This is a genomic window from Microbulbifer maximicatervae (SeqCode), assembly GCF_052468295.1.
Map to the genome: position 1 here is coordinate 1,223,200 of NZ_CP174340.1, position 14,612 is coordinate 1,237,811.

Annotated in this window: 12 protein-coding genes and 1 riboswitch; of the genes, 3 read left to right on the plus strand and 9 right to left on the minus strand. The window is 48.4% G+C overall.

The features are described 5' to 3' along the window. Window positions 1-82: 82 nt before the first annotated feature. The 5 genes from ACJJIQ_RS05830 to ACJJIQ_RS05850 all read right to left on the minus strand — a co-directional run bounded on the left by ACJJIQ_RS05830 (window position 83) and on the right by ACJJIQ_RS05850 (window position 4,723). Window positions 83-550 carry a nuclear transport factor 2 family protein gene (locus tag ACJJIQ_RS05830; protein WP_445363991.1) on the minus strand — a complete coding sequence of 156 codons (468 nt, stop codon included), beginning with the start codon at window positions 548-550 and terminating at the stop codon, window positions 83-85. 169 nt (window positions 551-719) lie between these two features. Beyond that, window positions 720-1,601, minus strand: coding sequence for a phosphotransferase (locus ACJJIQ_RS05835; RefSeq protein ID WP_445363992.1), 882 nt, complete (start codon window positions 1,599-1,601; stop codon window positions 720-722). Between the two features lie 12 nt (window positions 1,602-1,613). Continuing rightward, window positions 1,614-2,264 (minus strand): nicotinamide riboside transporter PnuC, encoded by a 651-nt coding sequence (gene pnuC / locus ACJJIQ_RS05840; protein ID WP_445363993.1) that lies wholly within the window; start codon window positions 2,262-2,264, stop codon window positions 1,614-1,616. After that, complete coding sequence (locus tag ACJJIQ_RS05845) at window positions 2,257-2,520, minus strand: hypothetical protein (protein WP_282932390.1); 264 nt, start codon at window positions 2,518-2,520, stop codon at window positions 2,257-2,259. The genes pnuC and ACJJIQ_RS05845 overlap by 8 nt, the downstream gene beginning before the upstream one ends. Window positions 2,521-2,581: 61 nt before the next feature. Beyond that, a complete protein-coding gene (locus tag ACJJIQ_RS05850; protein WP_445363994.1) occupies window positions 2,582-4,723 on the minus strand; it encodes a TonB-dependent receptor in 2,142 nt (713 codons plus the stop codon). Between the two features lie 55 nt (window positions 4,724-4,778). Continuing rightward, window positions 4,779-4,894, minus strand: a riboswitch (TPP riboswitch). Window positions 4,895-4,955: 61 nt separating this feature from the next. On the opposite strand from ACJJIQ_RS05850, the gene ACJJIQ_RS05855 reads away from it, so the two are divergent. Further along, window positions 4,956-5,792, plus strand: coding sequence for an SDR family NAD(P)-dependent oxidoreductase (locus ACJJIQ_RS05855; protein ID WP_445363995.1), 837 nt, complete (start codon window positions 4,956-4,958; stop codon window positions 5,790-5,792). A 755-nt stretch (window positions 5,793-6,547) separates the two neighbouring features. After that, window positions 6,548-7,498 carry a DUF2608 domain-containing protein gene (locus ACJJIQ_RS05860; RefSeq protein WP_282932393.1) on the plus strand — a complete coding sequence of 317 codons (951 nt, stop codon included), beginning with the start codon at window positions 6,548-6,550 and terminating at the stop codon, window positions 7,496-7,498. Between the two features lie 425 nt (window positions 7,499-7,923). Here the strand turns inward: ACJJIQ_RS05860 and ACJJIQ_RS05865 are convergent, their stop codons facing one another. The 3 genes from ACJJIQ_RS05865 to trmA all read right to left on the minus strand — a co-directional run bounded on the left by ACJJIQ_RS05865 (window position 7,924) and on the right by trmA (window position 13,039). Further along, on the minus strand, window positions 7,924-10,689 hold the full coding sequence (locus ACJJIQ_RS05865; RefSeq protein ID WP_445363996.1) for a di-heme oxidoredictase family protein: 2,766 nt from the start codon (window positions 10,687-10,689) through the stop codon (window positions 7,924-7,926). Between the two features lie 587 nt (window positions 10,690-11,276). After that, complete coding sequence (locus tag ACJJIQ_RS05870) at window positions 11,277-11,450, minus strand: hypothetical protein (protein WP_445363997.1); 174 nt, start codon at window positions 11,448-11,450, stop codon at window positions 11,277-11,279. A 500-nt stretch (window positions 11,451-11,950) separates the two neighbouring features. Then, window positions 11,951-13,039 carry a tRNA (uridine(54)-C5)-methyltransferase TrmA gene (gene trmA, locus ACJJIQ_RS05875; RefSeq protein WP_445363998.1) on the minus strand — a complete coding sequence of 363 codons (1,089 nt, stop codon included), beginning with the start codon at window positions 13,037-13,039 and terminating at the stop codon, window positions 11,951-11,953. A gap of 53 nt (window positions 13,040-13,092) precedes the next feature. Between trmA and ACJJIQ_RS05880 the strand changes: the two genes are divergently transcribed. Continuing rightward, entirely contained in the window at window positions 13,093-13,497 is a 405-nt protein-coding gene (locus ACJJIQ_RS05880) for a secondary thiamine-phosphate synthase enzyme YjbQ (protein WP_413662383.1), read from the plus strand. A gap of 27 nt (window positions 13,498-13,524) precedes the next feature. Here the strand turns inward: ACJJIQ_RS05880 and ACJJIQ_RS05885 are convergent, their stop codons facing one another. Further along, on the minus strand, window positions 13,525-14,550 hold the full coding sequence (locus tag ACJJIQ_RS05885) for a Gfo/Idh/MocA family protein (protein WP_445363999.1): 1,026 nt from the start codon (window positions 14,548-14,550) through the stop codon (window positions 13,525-13,527). Window positions 14,551-14,612: the final 62 nt, after the last annotated feature.

Here is a 14,612-nt window from a genome sequence, read left to right on the forward strand (position 1 = left end):
CGGTAGTTGTTCCAGTTGGGGGGGGCTGAGAGCGATCAAATAGACACAGGCCCTGTGTGATCAGGGCCTGTAAGGCACTTTATTATAGGACTTGCTGCTCGAACTGGACGTCTTTGGGGAATTTCTCTGCGGGCAGGCGGGTTGAGTGCAATTGGGCTACTAGCCACTTGCCATCGATTTTCTTAACAATGGCGCTTTCCAACCACACCGCTTCTTTATTGCCATCCTTGGATTTAAAAATGGACTTGGTCCAGTAGTTGATGGTCAGCAGGTTCTCACGCTCTTCAAAATTGATAATGCTGAAGTAGTTGATTCTTTCCAGCTTTGAGGGCTTGGGCTTTATTACGGCGATAAGGTCCTCAATATCCCAGACTTCACCGTGCTCAAGGAGTATAAAATCGTCGCTGACGCCGTCTCGCATAGCCTGGTGGTCCAGGTTTGAAAGCGCAGCAAACAGCCCGTCTATCGTTTTAAAACCTTCGGGTTTCTCTACCGCTTGTGCGTTGATTGCGATAAAGGTAAGTAGTATTGCAAAAAATGATCTGATCACAGGAGTACCTCTGTGGTTATTTTTTAGGGGTGTGAAAAAAGGGGGGGTATTTTAGCCGAGTCGGGCCCTAGTTGAATTACTTCGGTAGCAACCACGAAAGCAACTTGGATTGCGCCGCAGTGACTGAAAGTCGCTTCTTAGGGGTTGGGCCTATTCTAGCAGGGCTTACTCAGCTGAGGCTGTGAGCCGATAGGCCTTTCAATAACTGTTGGGCTTTTTTCCCGATATATCTCCCTTGCTCCGGGGACCTTTGGGTTTGGTTACTCCATTGTACCCCGTGCCAGAGAATACAAAGGTAACCGTAGATCAGCTGCCATAACCCCAAGCGCTGATTGTCTTCAGGTGACACGGTGCGATTAAGATAGCACTCCAGTAAACTATTTTGCTCTCGCTGATTCAAGTTGTGTTCCTCTACCAAAACAGCGAGGTCATAGAATTTATCCCCCATTGCCGCGTATTCCCAGTCGATAGCGTATAGCTTGTCAGAGGGAGCCCAGATCAGGTTGCCAACCGTTAGATCGTTGTGACACAGGCAAATTTCGTCGCCCATCCGATAAGCAGCATCAATTAATTGCGGAAGTTTCTCTTGCAGTGTGTCGAGCAAGTGGAAATAACTGGCTCGCTTGTCGATAAACTGCCTGTAACTAGAGATTTTCTCACCGATGTTTAATTGGACATCAATTGCAGGGGAGCTGTGTATACGGCGCAGCAGATCGGCAAGTTTTTCCAAACTGTGGGCGACATTTTGATCCCAGGGAGTGCCTTCAATATAGCGGGTCACCAAATATCGGTAATGTGGGTCACAGTAAACCAAAGGGGCACAGCTGTCGGAATATGTGGCAGCTTGCAGCGCCTGCTGTTCAGCAGCCCTGTCGAGATTGAGCTGATCGCTGATGCTGGAGTTTATCCGCAGCACCATCAGCTGATCGGCGGACTCAACCAGAAAGGCGTTATTGGTCAGCCCCCCAGCCAGGGCCCTGACCACCGTGGGCCGGGCCTTGCTCCAATGATGCCAATCGTTGGGGATGATGTTGCTCAAGTCCTGGCTCATATCAGTTGGTCACTATGCCGCTGCCATTGTTTGAGGAGCGCTATCGGGTTGTTTTTTCTCTTTTCGGAAAATGGCTAACCACTGGAAATAGCCAATCACAACCAGCACCAGGTACAGCATAAACAATACGGCAGTAAGGTAGAGTTCTCTGTCCAGGTAGAGGTAGATTGAAGCTCCGTCTACGACAATCCAGTAAAGCCAGTTCTCCAGTACCTTCCGGGTGACCATATAGGTGGTGACGATTGCCCCCAGAGTCGTGAATGAATCCAGGTAGGGGAGGGCGGCACTGGTGTTGCGATCCAACAGGTAGCCGATCAGTAAAGTCAATATCAGGGTAGCGCCAATAACTATCGAGTGGGTTTTTCCGCTCCAGCGATGGATTCTTAAATCGTCTTGCCGGTTGCGGTGATTTCTCCATTGCCACCAGCCATAAACTGCCATCAGCAGATAGAAAACCTGTAGTGCAGACTCCATTAACAGGCTGACATCCCAAAACAGAAACAGGTAGATCGCCGTACTGACAAACGCGGCATACCAGCAGATGATTTTCTCCCTCATGGCCAGAAGCAAATAGGCCAGAGCCAGTATTACAGCGGCTACTTCCCAGAGGGACATGGCTGCAATCGAAGCGCTGATTGCGGTGCTGATATCTTGGTCAAACATGCGCTTCTCCCGGGGCCAGGTCGCCGTCAATAAACTTGCATACAAAAATGGCGCGGCCAAACTGCTCGTAGGATTTGCGCATTTCCAACTTGAGCACATCCATCAATAGATCGTAATCGCCAAACACCTGAGTACTCATTGTATTGGTGATTACCTTGAGTTCTGGGTGGCTGTTTAGCTGTGCGATAAACGCTTGAATAGCCGGGATGTACTCGTCCTTTAACGGATACATACTGATTTCGACAGAGAGCTGCATAATTTCCCTCTTGATAGAGAGTTCTGGAGCAGCGAAGTGCTGCCCCAAAGCCACTGAGTGATTAGAAGGTGTAGGTGCCTGTTACCCCGGCAATCCGGGGCTCACCATACTGATAGTAGGGCTCGGGTGCGTAGCCGTTGGCCGGGTTGTTGCCATATTGGTTACTGAAGTAAAACCCGCGCACATAGTAATCTTCGTCAGTCAGGTTTCTTCCCCACAGGGCAACATCCCAGTTATCTCCCTGGTAGGTCAGGCGAGCATTGACCAGTTCGTAGGCTGTGGATTTTTCGTCGTGGCTATTTGAAAAGTAGAACTCGTCTTTACCCTCAAGCTCCAATCGCAAGATCAGGTTGGGAAGCAGATCGATTTCTGTACCGGTAAAGAACTGGTAGTTGGGAGCGTGAGCGATATCGCGGCGATCCAGATCAACCGCAGCCAACACTGTTCCTGCGTAGTCATCGCGGGCATCGACATGGGAACTGCTTTCGTAGTCTTTAAATTCCGCATTCAGCCAGCCAGCAGAGGCGAAAAAGCGCAGGGCTTCGGTAGCCTGATAGTTCAGTTCCACCTCCAGACCAGTAGTGCTTCCGCCGGCAGCATTGGCAAGGTAGTCACTAAATGAGTAGTCGGCAGGGTTAAAGATAGAAACCTTGGCCTGAACGTCATCCCGGTCCTGGTAGAAAGCCGCAACCTGGGCTTGCAAACGATTCTCCAGCCAGCTGCCCTTAATACCTAATTCATAGTTGAGCAGTTGTTCGGTATCGAACTCGAACATGTCATTGTTGATTTCAGTGTTGCTTGTTGATTCTGAGATGATTCTGCCGTTTACACCGCCGGCTTTATAGCCCCGGGAAACCGTAGCGTAGAGCAGGGTGTTGTCGGTGTAATGGTATTGCAGGGAGATATTGCCGCCCCACAGATTTTCTCCATTATCTGCATCGATGTTATAGGAATCTGAGTAATCGGCTTCGCGTCTTTCCAGTCTCAGGCCGGTAATCAAGTTGATCGCAGGGGTGATTTCCGTAGAGAGCTGGCCGTAGATGGCAGAGTTTTCAGTATCAAAAGTGCTGCGGAAACTCTGGTTGCGATTCAGGTCCTCGCGCTCCGTGCGGCCATAAAGGCCCACAACCCAGTGGCTGCGATCCCAGAATAACTTGGACTCTTCGGTAGAGAGTGCGCGAAGGTCAATGCTGATATTGTCTTTATCGCGCTGGTAATTATCCGTGGAGCTGTACTCCCAGGGATGAAAGCCGACATAGCTCCAATCCTCATCGTAGCCATATTCTGTATCTGAATCGGCGAGGCTGAGGGTGCCTTCTAGGGTAAAGTTCTCGTTACCAGACCATTGAGCAGTCAATGCGCCGGCAAAGGTTTCCTGGCGATCCCAGCCGGGCTGGTCAGATTGCGTTTCGCGAGTGTTATAGAGAGAGAAAGCATCGTAGCCGTTATCAACGTCGATATAGAAGAGGGTAACGCCCAGCTTTAAATCGTCGGACGGGGAGTAGGCCAGCTTACCGCGCAGTACAGACTCATCAATATTGCTGGTGTCATCGCGGTTGAGATACACATTCTCGGTATAGCCGTCGGATTTGCGTTTGCTGGCAGCCAATCGATAGCCAAGAGCATCGCTCAAAGCTCCACTGGTAGTCGCAGACAGGCTCTGCCCATTGTACTCGCTTAGCTCGGCGGACACCTTGGTGGTCGACTCACTGGTGGGCGCTGCACTGGTCATGTTGATCAGGCCGGCCAGGGCATTAGCGCCGTACACGGTGCCCTGTGGGCCCCGCAGGATTTCCACTTGATCGATATCCAGGGTGCTGGCTGCGAGCCCCAGGCCAGTAAAGTCGATACCGTCGATGATCAGGCCAACTGAGGGGTTTACCGGATCGATAAACTGGCTGCGCTCACCAATTCCGCGAATCTGTACAAATCGTCCCCTGGAGGCGCCGGAGGAAAAATTCACATTGGGCGCCATGTTCAAAAGCTGGTCCAGATTGGCCGCGCCCCGCGCATCGATCGCGCTTTCATCCAGCACGGTAACACTGGAAGGAAGCTCCAAAAGGTTGGTTTCCCGTAGCTGTGCCGTAACCACCACTTCCTCAAGCCCTGTCTCTGCGGTATTAGCGGTGGCGATACCAGCGAACAGGCTGCTGGCAAGGCTGACAGACCAGGCAATAGGGTGGGTGGGAAACTGTTTTTTCATGGTTCTCTCTCGAATAGCGGCAGTGAAAGAGACCCGGAGTGCGACGTGGGGAGGTTTTGCTTTGTCTACCTATTCCTACGCCGGTATTAACCGGATCAGGTTCAAGGGTTTGTCGCGACGGACCAATTTGATCCCCGGACATCTCAGGCAAGGCCACCCCTTAGGTTTTGCGGGCGCGATGATAGCAGAAACTGGGGTATAAAGTGGTAAAAGCAAGGAAGGGAAAGCGCTTATGGATCAGGTATCTTACTTTAGTGGCAAGACGGCACTGATTACCGGTGGTGCTTCTGGAATCGGTGCGGCCTTGGCCTGTCGACTGGCAGCACTTGGGGCTCAAGTCATTATCGCGGATATCCAGCGGGACCTGGCTACGCAGGTTGTCAGCCAAATACAGGAGTCCGGTGGGAGAGCATCGTTTGTTCACTTGGATGTTCGTAATTTTGATCAATTTTTTCAGGTCATTAGTGAAATATCTCCGTTAGATTTCCTTTTTAACAATGCTGGTATAGGAGTGGGTGGATATTTTTCCGATCATAATCTTGAAGATTGGAAAGCGGCGATTGATATCAATTTGTTTGGCGTTATTCATGGGCTCCAATGTGGTTTCCAGGCCATGAAGCGCCAGGGCTCTGGCCATATTATCAATACTGCCTCAATGGCGGCTTTAGTTCCGTCGCCAGCAATGGCCGCCTACTCAGCCTCCAAGAGTGCTGTGGTGGCAATATCAAAGGCTATTCGCCCTGAGGCCGAGTCCTGCGGTGTACGAGTGAGTGTTTTGTGTCCCGGGGCAGTATCAACGCCGATTTTGCAGGGAGGTGGCGTCAGTGGGCGGATGCCAACTCCCATTCCTCCTCAACAGCAGGCAGAAATGTTCGAGCCTCTGGGGCCAATATCTGCTGATGCTTTTGCAGAAAAGGCTTTGTCTCAAATTGCAAAGAACAAAGAAATCATTGTTGTGCCAGCAAAACTTAAGTTGCTGTGGTGGCTGGAAAGATTATTTCCTTCTTTGCTGTGTCGCCTTTCCTTTAAGCAGATGGAGAAAATACTTCAGCCTTTGGGACTAAAATAATTGTATCTTTGGAAAGGCGGAGTAAATTGGGAAATGATGATTTCCTGTGACCACTGTGGTGAAGTTTGGGAGTTTGCTGATAAGGCCCTGCCGAACATTCAAAAAATTACGCGGAATTTTTCTGAGGGGCGTATTAGCGTAAGTTTGATAAAAGCGCTGAGCGGTGAACTTAAATTGCCTATGCTCTACAGCAAAAAATTGGCTGTTCATATAACGGTAAGATCTGGGCACTGCTTTTACTGCCAGGAGCCCCTGGGCATAGAAGAAGCGTTTATAAAACACTGTCGGGGCTGTGGTGCCTTGAATTTGGATCGCAGATTCGCTTAATGGGAAGTAGCTTATTTAGAAGCACCCGGCGTGCCGAATTATCAGCATGCCGAGTTGGGGGAGGGGCAAATTTATGCCGCTAATAGCAGAATCTAATATCCGGGTTTGGGAAAAGTATATCTTTTAAGGGGCTGGTGGTTGTATTGTACGACAACAATATGAAGCTCTGTTCAAATTATTCACAGATTAAGTATTATTTCTTTGCTAATAGAGCTGGCGGCTTACGCTTCCTATTTGGTACCCCCCTCAGAACTTGATTCGATTTTCTGTTTTTCTGGCTCTGAATGATAAATTGCTATTTTTCAGGGGCACAAGTTAAGTACTATCTAGTCTAGGCATCATGCCAGTACAGTCTCTGTCTCCAGCTACGCCAAAACCATTCACTTTTTTGTGTTAATAGTCAAGGTAAGTAAAAAGGAATTTATTTTATGAGCAAGTTTAATTCTCTACTGTATTCGATTGTTTTAATTGTGGCTTCCCATTGTGTGTCTGCCGGTGCTATTAAGAAAGAGGTGAACAGCTTTGAGGACGTCCAGAATATAATTGAAGAATCAGCCACCCCAATAAATACGTTACTGGTTATGGATAATGATGACACCTTGAGTATGATGCCTTGCGCTGAAAAGTCTCAATGTCAATATCTTGGTGGCGCAGCTTGGTACTCATGGCAAGAAACTTTATTGGAAACCGATCCTAATTCAGGTTTCCTTGTGGCAAAAACAAAAGAGGAGTTGATTAATATATCCGGTTTGCTCTTCTCTGTGAGCAATATGGTATATACAGATGACAATATTGTGCCGGTACTTGACAGTTTGAGGCAAAGTGGGGTGCGATTGATGGTTGAAACTGCAAGGGGCGATGCAGATGTTTCAGCTACCGAGAGACAGTTCAAACGCTTGCCAACCCCGAATACGTCCTACCAAAATTTATTAGAGCTTATTCGGTCAAATACTCTCAACTTCAGTCCAAATAATCAATTTAGCCTTGCAAGTCCGTTTAAGCCCTGTGATTTAAGTGAGGCAAGGCCAGTAAGCTATCGGCAAGGTATTATGTACTTAGCCGGGCAAGATAAAGGTTTTATGCTTGACTGCTTGCTGCGATCCTACAATTCTTCGGCTAATAGTAGTGAGCACTACCTAATTTCCAACATTATCTTCATTGATGACAGTTTTGAGAATGTCGAAAGTGTTTACCAGGCATTCAAGGACAATAAGAAATATGAGGTAATAGCCCTGCACTACACCCGTCTAAGTAAGCACAAGCAGGATTTTATGGACGGGCCTCAGAAAAAAGCATTACAAGAAACTGCGAAAAAGAGATGGGAAACCATCATGGCGAGTCTTAATAGTGCGCTATTAATGCCGGCTGTTGAAAACTAGTTTAACTTCCTTGTAACTAAGCTCAACGGCTCCATTTCTAAACTGTCATCCAAGTAAAAAGGGAAGTGTATACGTCTACCTCCAATATTTAATCGATTTTGGAGGTGCCGAGCACTCAGAAGAGATGGTAGTCGTTGTATAACGATTAATCGGTTATAACTCAGTTGAAGAGGGAGGAGCATTAACCGGCTGTAATTTCGCGAGCCACGCGCCTAGGTCTTTTTGGCAGAGTGCAGGCTTGCCGCACCATTGCTACTGAATCGATTTTTTAAGTTTTGATAAAAATAGAACACGTTATTTGCGGATGGACGTTTCTGTAAAAGCTTTGAATTTTTCCTGTGAACAATAACGTATATCTCCACCAGAAAGGTATCCAGCAAGCTATGACCTTAGCTGGATACCCTTGTGATTGGTTAGGTTATGGTTTACAGCGACTGTAAGAACTTGAGTAGCGAGTTTCGCTCTGAAGCCGACAGATCAATATAGTTCTGTTGGCTCTCAGCAGCTTCTCCCCCGTGCCAGAGAATGGCTTCTTCAATAGACCGGGCGCGACCATCATGCAACAAATTACTGTGACCATTCACTGCGCTATTAACACCCAATCCCCATAAGGGAGGCGTTCTCCACTCGCGGTTGTACTCCGCGCTAATTGTCAAGTTGTCTGCCAAACCTTCGCCCATATCATGCAGGAGTAAGTCTGTATAGGGGCGAATGACCTTGCCTCTCAACTCCTCAAGAGGGTGAGCGTGATTGGTGTTCATCTCTGGCCGGTGACAGGATGAGCAGTTGATCGATTCAAATAGAGCTTCACCCTGAGCCACGATGGATTCATTGATTAAATCGGGATTTCTGGGCGGTGCGCCCAGTGCCTGAAGATAAGTAGTTAGGTCGTCCAGGTGAGAATCAGTGAGCTCTTCGTTGTGATTACTGTGCTTTTTACATTCCAGCTGTTCGATACCACAGTTTGCATTGGGTTCCAGTGCTGTGTTCACGCCAATATCATTGTTCAACGCATCTGCTGAGAAGCTGCGCAAGCTCGGTTGGGTAGCCTTCCAGCCAAAGCGTCCTACCTGGGGAAGAGGTGTTGAGCCCGTATCGACCAGTGATACTCGCCCAGAGATACCATCGCTATTGGAATCGTTAGGGTCGTGCCACTCAAGGATTTCTGTTTCGTCAACCGCCTCAAGTAAGCCCAAGCCAGTGATGTTTTGTGGCATACGTGGCGAAAAGTAATCAGCGGATGTGTTTTCACCTTCATTGGTTGTTACTACATAAGTGGGGGACTGTAGGGTGTAGCTATCCCCATTGGCATAGCTACCTTGAATGGGGCTATAGGTGACTTGAATAGATCCTTCTGGGGCTATGTCACTATTGAGTGAATGGGTTTGGAGGACAGGGCCAAAGTAGTGGTTTGGCAGGGGTTGTCCTGCTTGGGTTATTGCACCGGACGACAGCTTAAAGACCATCGAATTGGGAACACTAGCCTCTGAGGGGGCCGGGCCCCGGCCGTTATTGATATGGCACGCCAGACATGATTGCTCAATGGTTAAGCCTGCTGATAGGTTTGCCATTTGGTTGAAGTCTGGGTTCCCGAGTTCCTCGTGCTCTCCGGTATTAAACCGGGTGTGGAATATCCTGCGACCATCTAGAAACTCGTTGTGTGTCTCCCACTGGATGTTGAGGGCTTCTCTGAAGTAGGCTGTCCAGTCGGCGATTCCGCTATCCACGATGTAAGTATCATAGACATCAATACCATCCAGTATTGGGTAGGTGACTTCAACGGCATCAGCGTCGGAAGCCGTTGCCCATTTACCATCGCTGCCTGCGTAGTAGGTAAGAGTATTATCGTCAGTATTTACTGAAATGACTTCTGAAGCGGGTACCGGGTCAGTAGCCCTGATGTATGCTGCGGTTGCTTCACCGGCACTTTCAACAGCGGTCTCAGTTTCCAGGTCTGCAACCATATGAATACCGGGTTGGCCCAGGAGAATGCGGTAGGTGTCTGTGTAGTAAACTGTCTGCCCACTGACATTCTCATCGCCCTCCTCAATGCCAATGAATTGCTGAAACTCCACCTCCATCCATTCGCCGACTTCCAGCTGCCCGTCATCACCATCGTGAGCATCGTAGGTGATACGACATACCCAGACTTGGCCTCTCCCATCTTCATCAGCTTCCCGGTAAGGGGTTTCATCAAATCTGGCGTTGCTATTAAAGTCAGCGCGGTGTTCATTTGAATAAGAGGAGCGGCATTCGGGTGGCCGATAAAGCGCGTATTCGGCAGAGTAAAAGATCTCAATCAGGTTCTCACCGGCGGGCGTATGGTCGTGAATCTCTATGCCAAAGGTTCTGTGTTCAAAGTAGAAGGTCGGGAACTCGTAAAAACTATCTTCGGATTCATGTCGCAGACGTGCTCGGCCACTTGCCAGTGTTACAATGGTGCCATCTTCCTGAATATACCAGTGTTGAGACTCTTCTTCTGGCTGCTCAGTATCAAATAGAGGGGTATATTCTATGGACGCGGTTTGATTAATTTCCTCTGCCGCACGATCAAAAACCATCAGTTCCCACAAACTATATTGCGAACTCCCCTCACTGAGTTCAGTTCCGTTTAGCTGGATATAGCGATACTCTCCACCAATTAGGTGAGAATCAATGCGTTGGCCATATTCTCCTGAATCAGCTGTTGCCAGGGTGGTCCATGTTGTGCCGTCGCTTGAGCCCAGTACCTCGTAAGATTTTGCGTTGTGGTCGCCCCAGTCTATGACCACTTTGCTGAGCAAGTGTGTAGATTTAAGGTCAAGGGTGAGGCTTGATGTGTTGGCAGTATCACCACTTTCCCAAAGTGTCCTTCTTAGGTCATCAATGGCAAGGACCCCGTTGCCAGAACTGGAAGAGATAGTTCCACTACCTGCAATGTTTTGTCCAACCTCTTTATCGGACTCAGCTGGATCACTGTTTGAATTTGGTGTCTCTTCGTCGGACTCATCCGGGTCACCGCTTGAAGTCGGTGTTTCATCAGTGGAGCCGTTGCCCTGAGAGTTGGGGGTAGCTTCTGTGGGGTCTTCATCAGAGCTATTATCCCCGCCTCCACCACCACATCCGGACAATACCATTATGAATAAGGCGAAAAATGCTGTTAAATAGATTTTTGCCAGTGGATTGATTGTTTTCTTGAAATACGGATCCATATATTTCTCGTTTTATCAACAGCTATATATAGTAATAGTGATGAAATGAACTTTTTCTTTAATTCAAAAGGAGAATTTCAAAATTCTTGTTAAGTGTGCTTGGTTCGGGGTAAAAATAATTTAACTATTATTTTTAGTGTGTGTCCTTTTGTTTGTATGTGCTGCTGTTTTTTGGTGATGATTGCTCTTGGCTAATGTTGGGAATGAATTTTCTAGCTTGATTTGTAGGGCGACATAATAGTTATATTTTTTATGTGCATCGTTATGCTGCGTCCAGAAGGGATGAATTTAAGTTAAAAAGGACAGCGATATGAGCTTGTTCTCAGCTTTCTGTTTTACTTCGCATGAAGTATGTGATAAGGCGCACCTTATGTCTGTGATTTAGATCGGTGTATTTAATAGGTCTGGCTTATAGATTGATATCGTGTGTCAGTTGTGATGCTGGGTGCGTTAAACAGTTAATCTTAGGTCTTGTGTAAGATTTGGTACAACTAAAAATAGTTGTTTAAAGTTTGGTATTTAGTTTTCTACCCACAGTTACCTTTATTCCCTTGGGTGTTTTTTATTAATTAACAAACTCACCAGCACTAGGTGTCACGCTCTAAGGAGCCTCTGAATAACTCCGTAATGCCTCTGCGGGTCTTGAAGGCTGCAGATGTTAGGCGCAGCTCGCCGTGAATGGCCGTAGTCCTTTGCAAGAGCTGCAACGCAGCAGCTGTGGCCTTTAAGGCCCGCCCTTCGGGGCTTGCAGAGCGATTCACACTCCGCGTTGCGACTTCTTGAAAGGTCTAGACATTCCTGCGAAGCCGCGCCTTGATTGTGAACCGCTCTGCATGCCAGAGGTATCACGGAGTTATTCAGAGGCTCCCTAAGTCTTGATAATTAATTTTTTATACGCGAAGGTGTTATGTATATTGAAAGGTGAGCCGTACTTTTTTATGAATGGTTGTCGAACATTGAGCATCGCTACGTCGAGCCTGCTTCGTATAAAAAGCCCAAGCTTATTGGAGTGGCTGGTTTTGGCCATTGATTAATACAGCAATGACTTGAGCAGGGTGTGTAGATTATTTAATGGTGCTCATCGTTTGGAAAGTAAGCCGAAATCTCTTCGGCTCAGATAATATCGAGAAATGAGTATAGTTTTTAATAGCTACTTGTATTGCTGAGCTTTGAATCTTTATGGTGATTTTATAAATGGACTTAGGAAGGGCTCCAGCGTTCAATAGGATCAGAATGCTGGAGGCCTTCAGCTAGTGAGGCACTACTTCCTCACTAGCAATAACCCGGTTTCCGTATGATCTGTATAAGGGAACTGATCAAACAGAGCAAATCGTTCAATGCGATGGGTTTTGGTCAGCGACTCCAGGTTTTCCAATTGGGTTTCCGGATTGCAGGAGATATACAGGATTCTCGGGAAGCGGGCGACCATCGCACAGGTGTCTTCATCCAGGCCCGCTCGAGGAGGATCAACCAGGACGGTGGAGAAGTCGTAGCTATCAAGGTCTATATCCTTAAGTCGGCGAAAGGGGCGTACCTTATCGATCGCCTGGGTAAACTCTTCACTGGACAGGCGTACGATATCCAGGTTGGTGATCTGGTTGTTGGCGATATTCTCCTGGGCGGAATTTACCGATACCTTGGAGATTTCAGTGGCCAGGACCTTACGGAATTTCTCACTGAGCGGGATGGTGAAATTGCCATTGCCACAGTAGAGCTCCAGCAGATCGCTATCACTATCTCCGCAGGCACTTCTCGCCCACTGGATCATGGAGCGACAGATCTCTCCATTGGGTTGGGTAAAGCTACCTTCCACCTGTTTGTACTGGTAAGTTTTCTCATCGATATCTAGTTTCTCGGTAACGAAGTCACGCTCCAAAACCACTTTTTGCTTGCGTGAGCGCCCCAAAATCGGGAATCCTAGCTGTGCCTGTAGTGCTTTGGCTTCCTGCTCCCAGGTCTCATCCAGTTTCTTGTGGTAGATCAGCGTAATCAGCGCATCACCATTCAGCGTGGTAAGAAACTCGGCGGAGAACAGGCGCTTGCGCAGGACTTCGCTATTATTGACAGCAGCCAGCACCTTCGGCATCAACTGATTCATCAGCTCAGAGCCGACGGTAAATTCATTGATGATAAAGGGCTTCTTGTACTCACCCTGGCGGTACATGGCGTAATTGGCTACACCTCCCTCATGCCACACCTTGAATTCGGCGCGCAGGCGGTAGTGAATGGGCGGGGAGGGGAAGAGTTCCGGCTCCAGGTCAGTGAACTTGCTGTAAGCCTCTTGCAGGCGCTCGGCCTTGTCTTGAAGCTGTTGTGGGTAGTCGTCAGTATTAACGCGGTACAGTGCCATATTACAATGCGGTGTCAGTACAAAAAGCGGGCGCGAATTATATAGGAAACCGTATGGCAATAGGTGAGATAAAAATTCCGGTTCATGGGCAGGGGCTTCACGAGTTTACCGGCAGTGTAGTTGATTGGGTCAGTAAGCAGGCTCTCGATGAGGGGTTGTGTACACTTTTTATACAGCACACCTCTGCAAGCTTACTGATCCAGGAGAATGCCGACCCCAGTGCGCGCCGTGACCTTGAGAACTGGCTCAATCGACTGGTGCCGGAAAATGACTCGCTTTATACCCATACCCTTGAAGGGCCAGATGATATGCCGGCTCATATCAAGTGCAGCCTTACCGCGACCAGCTTGTCCATTCCAGTGCAAAAGGGGCGTTTGATGCTGGGTACCTGGCAGGGGATCTACCTTTGGGAGCACCGCCATCACCACGGGGCTCGGCACGTTATCCTGCATATCTGATTCAATACGGCGCGTTGGTGGCGATAGCTAGACGGCTACGCCAACTGCCTGACAGTATTGGTCGATCAATGACTGGGTTGCGCGGGCCCTCTCGATAGCCTGGATACGGTCAACTTGCTTATCTGGTCCTGTTAAGCAGCAGAAGTTTTCGATCATTTGTACCGCCTGCGATTGCTCTATTGGGACTTGTTGGTGTTCGAACTTATCTGGCGGTGCCTGACCTCGGCGAACCACAAACTCTGGCGTATATTCAGGATTGTAAAAGGCAGCGCTGTCTCTCCAGTCGAGTACAAAGTCGTCTAGCTGGATTAGGCCGCTTTCTCCCAGAATGTCCAGGTCCATTTGCCAAACGCCTGAGTCATAGCCGAACTCAAAAGTTGAAGTCTGCTCGCTGGCAAATTCAATCAGGCCCGCACCGCTTATAATGGTCCCTGTTTGTGAGTCCCGCTTTATCGCTCCTGAAATTGTCTTTATTGCTCCTGTAGGGCGCATATATTCGACGATTGCACGCATGTTGTACCAGCCGATATCCCCGATTGCGCCAGTGGGTTCTTTTTGTGAATTGAAGCGAATATTGTCGCGGTCCATCATTGGGATAAAAAAGGCGCTGTGAACTCTATTAACTTGGCCCAGATAATTTTTTTGCCGCTGAATAATCTTGGCAGTGCGGGGGTGATGGGTGAAATGTGTGGCATCCATAAATGCCAATTCTTCAGACTGAGCCTTGGCGGCAATTTTGTCGACCGAGGCAGTATTGAGAAAAGGTTTTTCGCAGAGAAGATGCTTATGGTTGGCCAGTGCCGAGAGGCAGATTTCCTCGCGGCTGGTGGTGGGGCTAGCCACGTAAATGGCATCCGAATCTTGCGCTTCTAGCAGGGATTTCCAATCCTCGTAGGTATTGGGAATTTGATGCTCATGGGCAAACTCCTTGGCTTGCGAATACCGTCTGCTGGCAACGGATGAGAGGCAGGCATTGTTAGCACGACTGATTGCCTTGCAGGTAAAGTCGGCAATTGCGCCACTGCCGACTATTCCAAAGCGCAGCTTTAACATTGGATGACTCCTGGTGAGATTTAAAATTGAGAGCGATAGATTACGCTTCTACCAGAGTCTAG

Bases quoted from the DNA above. Each gene is read 5' to 3' on its own strand.
- ACJJIQ_RS05835 (WP_445363992.1), bottom strand. From the start codon at position 1,601: ATGAGCCAGGACTTGAGCAACATCATCCCCAACGATTGGCATCATTGG.
- pnuC (WP_445363993.1), bottom strand. From the start codon at position 2,264: ATGTTTGACCAAGATATCAGCACCGCAATCAGCGCTTCGATTGCAGCC.
- ACJJIQ_RS05845 (WP_282932390.1), bottom strand. From the start codon at position 2,520: ATGCAGCTCTCTGTCGAAATCAGTATGTATCCGTTAAAGGACGAGTAC.
- ACJJIQ_RS05850 (WP_445363994.1), bottom strand. From the start codon at position 4,723: ATGAAAAAACAGTTTCCCACCCACCCTATTGCCTGGTCTGTCAGCCTT.
- ACJJIQ_RS05855 (WP_445363995.1), top strand. From the start codon at position 4,956: ATGGATCAGGTATCTTACTTTAGTGGCAAGACGGCACTGATTACCGGT.
- ACJJIQ_RS05860 (WP_282932393.1), top strand. From the start codon at position 6,548: ATGAGCAAGTTTAATTCTCTACTGTATTCGATTGTTTTAATTGTGGCT.
- ACJJIQ_RS05865 (WP_445363996.1), bottom strand. From the start codon at position 10,689: ATGGATCCGTATTTCAAGAAAACAATCAATCCACTGGCAAAAATCTAT.
- trmA (WP_445363998.1), bottom strand. From the start codon at position 13,039: ATGGCACTGTACCGCGTTAATACTGACGACTACCCACAACAGCTTCAA.
- ACJJIQ_RS05880 (WP_413662383.1), top strand. From the start codon at position 13,093: ATGGCAATAGGTGAGATAAAAATTCCGGTTCATGGGCAGGGGCTTCAC.
- ACJJIQ_RS05885 (WP_445363999.1), bottom strand. From the start codon at position 14,550: ATGTTAAAGCTGCGCTTTGGAATAGTCGGCAGTGGCGCAATTGCCGAC.